At 63.0% G+C, this 3257-nt stretch carries 4 protein-coding genes; all 4 read left to right on the top strand.

The annotated features are described in order from the left end of the window. On the top strand, positions 1–839 hold an 839-nt coding region (locus tag WBQ77_RS08685), incomplete at its 5' end, for a DUF3604 domain-containing protein (RefSeq protein ID WP_424059832.1). Between the two features lie 6 nt (positions 840–845). Further along, the gene (locus WBQ77_RS08680) at positions 846–1460 is read left to right on the top strand and encodes a hypothetical protein (RefSeq protein ID WP_424059830.1); all 615 of its coding nucleotides are present in this window, start codon (positions 846–848) and stop codon (positions 1458–1460) included. 4 nt (positions 1461–1464) lie between these two features. Further along, complete coding sequence (locus WBQ77_RS08675; RefSeq protein WP_424044365.1) at positions 1465–2334, top strand: peptidyl-prolyl cis-trans isomerase; 870 nt, start codon at positions 1465–1467, stop codon at positions 2332–2334. Next, positions 2331–3257, top strand: a 927-nt coding sequence (locus WBQ77_RS08670; RefSeq protein ID WP_424059828.1) for a HupE/UreJ family protein, incomplete at its 3' end; no start/stop codon positions are given. The genes WBQ77_RS08675 and WBQ77_RS08670, both read left to right, overlap by 4 nt.

Raw genomic sequence — 3257 nt, 5'->3', positions numbered from 1 at the left:
GCATGAATCCCTTCAAGTTCGGGATGGTCGGCAGCACAGACACGCACACCGCGCTCAGCACGATCGATGAAGACAATTTCTTCTCGAAGTTCTCTTCCTACGAGCCCAACCCGCATCGGGCGACGCACGAAGGCAAGAAGAACGAGGAGCTCGGAATCGAAGGATTTACGGGCTGGAAGTATAACGCGGCAGGCACTGTGGGTGTGTGGGCGACGGCCAATACGCGCGGGGCGATCTTCGACGCTATGAAGCGGCGCGAGACCTACGCAACGACCGGGCCGCGCATGCGCGTGCGGCTCTTCGGCGGTTTCGATTTCGATGAGAAAGATGCCGCCCGCCGCGACCTCGCTGTGCTCGGCTACACCAAGGGTGTGCCCATGGGTAGCGACCTGACGGGGACCCCTGACGGCAAGGCGCCGAGCTTTCTCGTCTACGCTTTGCGCGATCCGATTGGCGGCAATCTCGACCGCATTCAGATCATCAAGGGCTGGATCGACGCCGACGGCAAGCCGCAAGAAAAAGTCTACGACGTGGTTTGGTCCGGCGACCGCAAGCCCAGCACGGACGGCAAGGTGCCGCCGGTCGGCGATACGGTGGACCTGTCGATCCCCAGCTGGACCAACACGATCGGCGCCCCAGAGCTGGGCACGGTCTGGACCGACCCGGACTTCGATCCCAAGGTCAGTGCGTTCTACTATGCGCGGGTGATCGAGATTCCAACGCCGCGTTGGACCGCATACGACGCGGCGAAGTTCGACCTCAAGCTGCCAGATGAGATTGTCCTCAAGGGACAGGAGCGGGCCTACACCGCGCCCATCTGGTATTCGCCGAAGGGATAAAGCCGTATGAGGCGTAGAGGCGCGCGCGGCAGGAGTGCCCGCACGATCGCGATTTTTATTGTGGCGGCCATGCTGTTCGCGGGGGGCGGCGCACTTGCCTGCGGCTATCACAATCCCAGCGATATCGCCCGCGGCACCTTGAACTACATCTATCCGAAGGCGCTCTATGTGAGGACGGCCGTTTGGCAGGCGCAGAACAGCGGTTTGCTGCCGCCGAGACCGGCACGCGTCGTCAAGGACCTGTTCGCGTATCAGCGCATTGCCGACGGCTTGCAGCAATTGGGAGACGCTCTTGCGTTGCCGCCGGCGCCGCGTTTTGGATTCACGGTTATCCTGCTCGATTCTATGCTGTGGAGCCGCTATGCACCGGGCGAGAGCGGCTTTGACGTCGATGTCCACGTCAAAGGCTCTAAGAAGGGCGACGCAGTTCTCGTGACCCAAAGTGAAGTCATTCTTGCATTGAATGCGGGCAGCCTCAGCTTCGACGTGGCTGAGGTGCAAGGCTTGATCCGCCTTTATGGTCCAGTGGACCGTCAGGAGGCCGTGCGGTCCGTCTTGCGAGGCCTGCCGGTAGATGCGCGTGCAGACCCGCCGCAAGGCGCAGAGGGAGCGTCAGGTTAATACAATGAGTTTCATTTCGAGGCTGGCACGCGAACCGCTGGTCCATTTCGTGTTGATCGGTGCGGCGGTCTTTGCGGCCTTTTCGCTCTTCGCCGACGACGACGAAACCGAGGCCCGGGACCGTATAGTCGTGACCGAGGGCCGGGTGCGGCAACTGGCGCAAATCTTTGCCAAGACATGGCAGCGCCCGCCGACGCCGCAGGAACTGCGCGGGCTCTTAGATGCGTTCGTCAAGGAAGAGGTCTATTACCGCGAGGCGGTGAAACTGGGCCTCGACCGGGACGACACGCTCATCCGCCGCCGCATGCAGCAAAAGATGGAGTTTTTGTCGGAGCCCGGCCGGGAGGTGCTGGCCGCCGACGATGTGGCGCTGCAGGACTATCTGGACAGCCACAAGGACAACTATCGCGTCGATCCAAAGCTGGCTTTCGAGCAGGTGTTCATCAAGGCGAAAGCGTCAGAGGAAGATGCGGCCGGCCGCGCGGCCGAGGCGCTTAAAGCCTTGACGGCCGGCGGAGACCCTGCCGCGTTCGGCGATGCCACCTTGCTGCCGAAGGACATTCCGCTCTCCCCTTTGCGCGCGATTGAGCGCGATCTCGGCGAGGCGTTTTCGAAAGGCTTGGAGGATGCCCCGCTGGGCAAATGGACGGGGCCGGTTCGCTCGCCGTTCGGCCTGCATCTCGTCCGCGTCAGCAAGCGAGAGGATGGCTACGACCCGAAACTCGATGAGGTGCGGGCGGCGGTGCTGCGCGACTGGCGAAACTTGAAGCGGCAAGAGTACGAAGCGCAGGCCTATGACAAGCTGCGCGCGAAATATGAGGTCGTCTTGCCTGCGGCCAAGCCCTCCGAGCCGGACAAGGATAAGACGAAGTGATCCGGCTTCTCATCGCTCTCGTGTTTGCGCTCGCGCTGCGGGGAGAGTGCGAGGCCCATGAGTTGCGGCCAGGCTTTCTGGAGATCCAACAGACAGGCGTGGAGACCTATGATGTGCGCTTCAAAGTGCCCGCGCGCGGCGACATGCGTCTTGGTCTTCACGTGCGCCTGCCGGCAGACTGTACCGAGACCCAGCCGGCGCGGACCGAGCGTGCCGGCGCCGCGGCTTTGGAACATTTGGCTGTTCGGTGCCCGGGTGGACTTGTGGACCGCGAAGTTGCCATTGATGGCTTGTCCAGCACGTTCACCGATGTCGTCGTGCGGGTGGAGTCTGAAGATGGCTCCATACAAGCGGCGCGGCTGACGCCCGATCAACCGTCTTTCACCGTCGCGGCCGCACCGACCTGGGTCGATACGGCCCGCACCTATTTCCTCTTGGGCGTGGAGCATATTCTGCTCGGTATCGACCACTTACTGTTCGTGCTGGCTCTGCTGCTGCTCGTCCGCGACGTGTGGATGCTGGTCAAAGTCATTACCGCCTTCACCGTTGCGCATAGCATCACGCTCGCCCTCGCGGCACTGGGCTGGGCCCAGATCCCGCAAGCCCCCGTCGAGGCCGTCATCGCCCTCAGCATCATGTTCGTGGCGGCGGAGATCGTGCGTCAGACTGGGCCTGAGTCGGATTTCACCAAGCGCGCGCCCTGGCTCGTCGCTTTCGCGTTCGGGCTCCTGCACGGGTTGGGCTTCGGCGGCGCGCTGAAGGAGATCGGCCTGCCGCAATCCGACGTGCCGCTGGCTTTGCTCTCGTTCAATCTCGGTGTGGAGGCGGGCCAGCTTCTCTTCGTCTTCGCGGTCGTGGGCGCCGGCGCCCTGGTCCGCCGATTCCTGTCTCTCGAACGCCCATGGCTCCGGACAGCTCTGGGC

The sequence above is a fragment of the Methyloceanibacter sp. genome, assembly GCF_049590335.1.
Classification (GTDB): Bacteria; Pseudomonadota; Alphaproteobacteria; order Rhizobiales; family Methyloligellaceae; genus Methyloceanibacter.
Note: the sequence above shows the minus strand (reverse complement) of the source record. Positions and strands in the feature narration are given on the sequence as shown.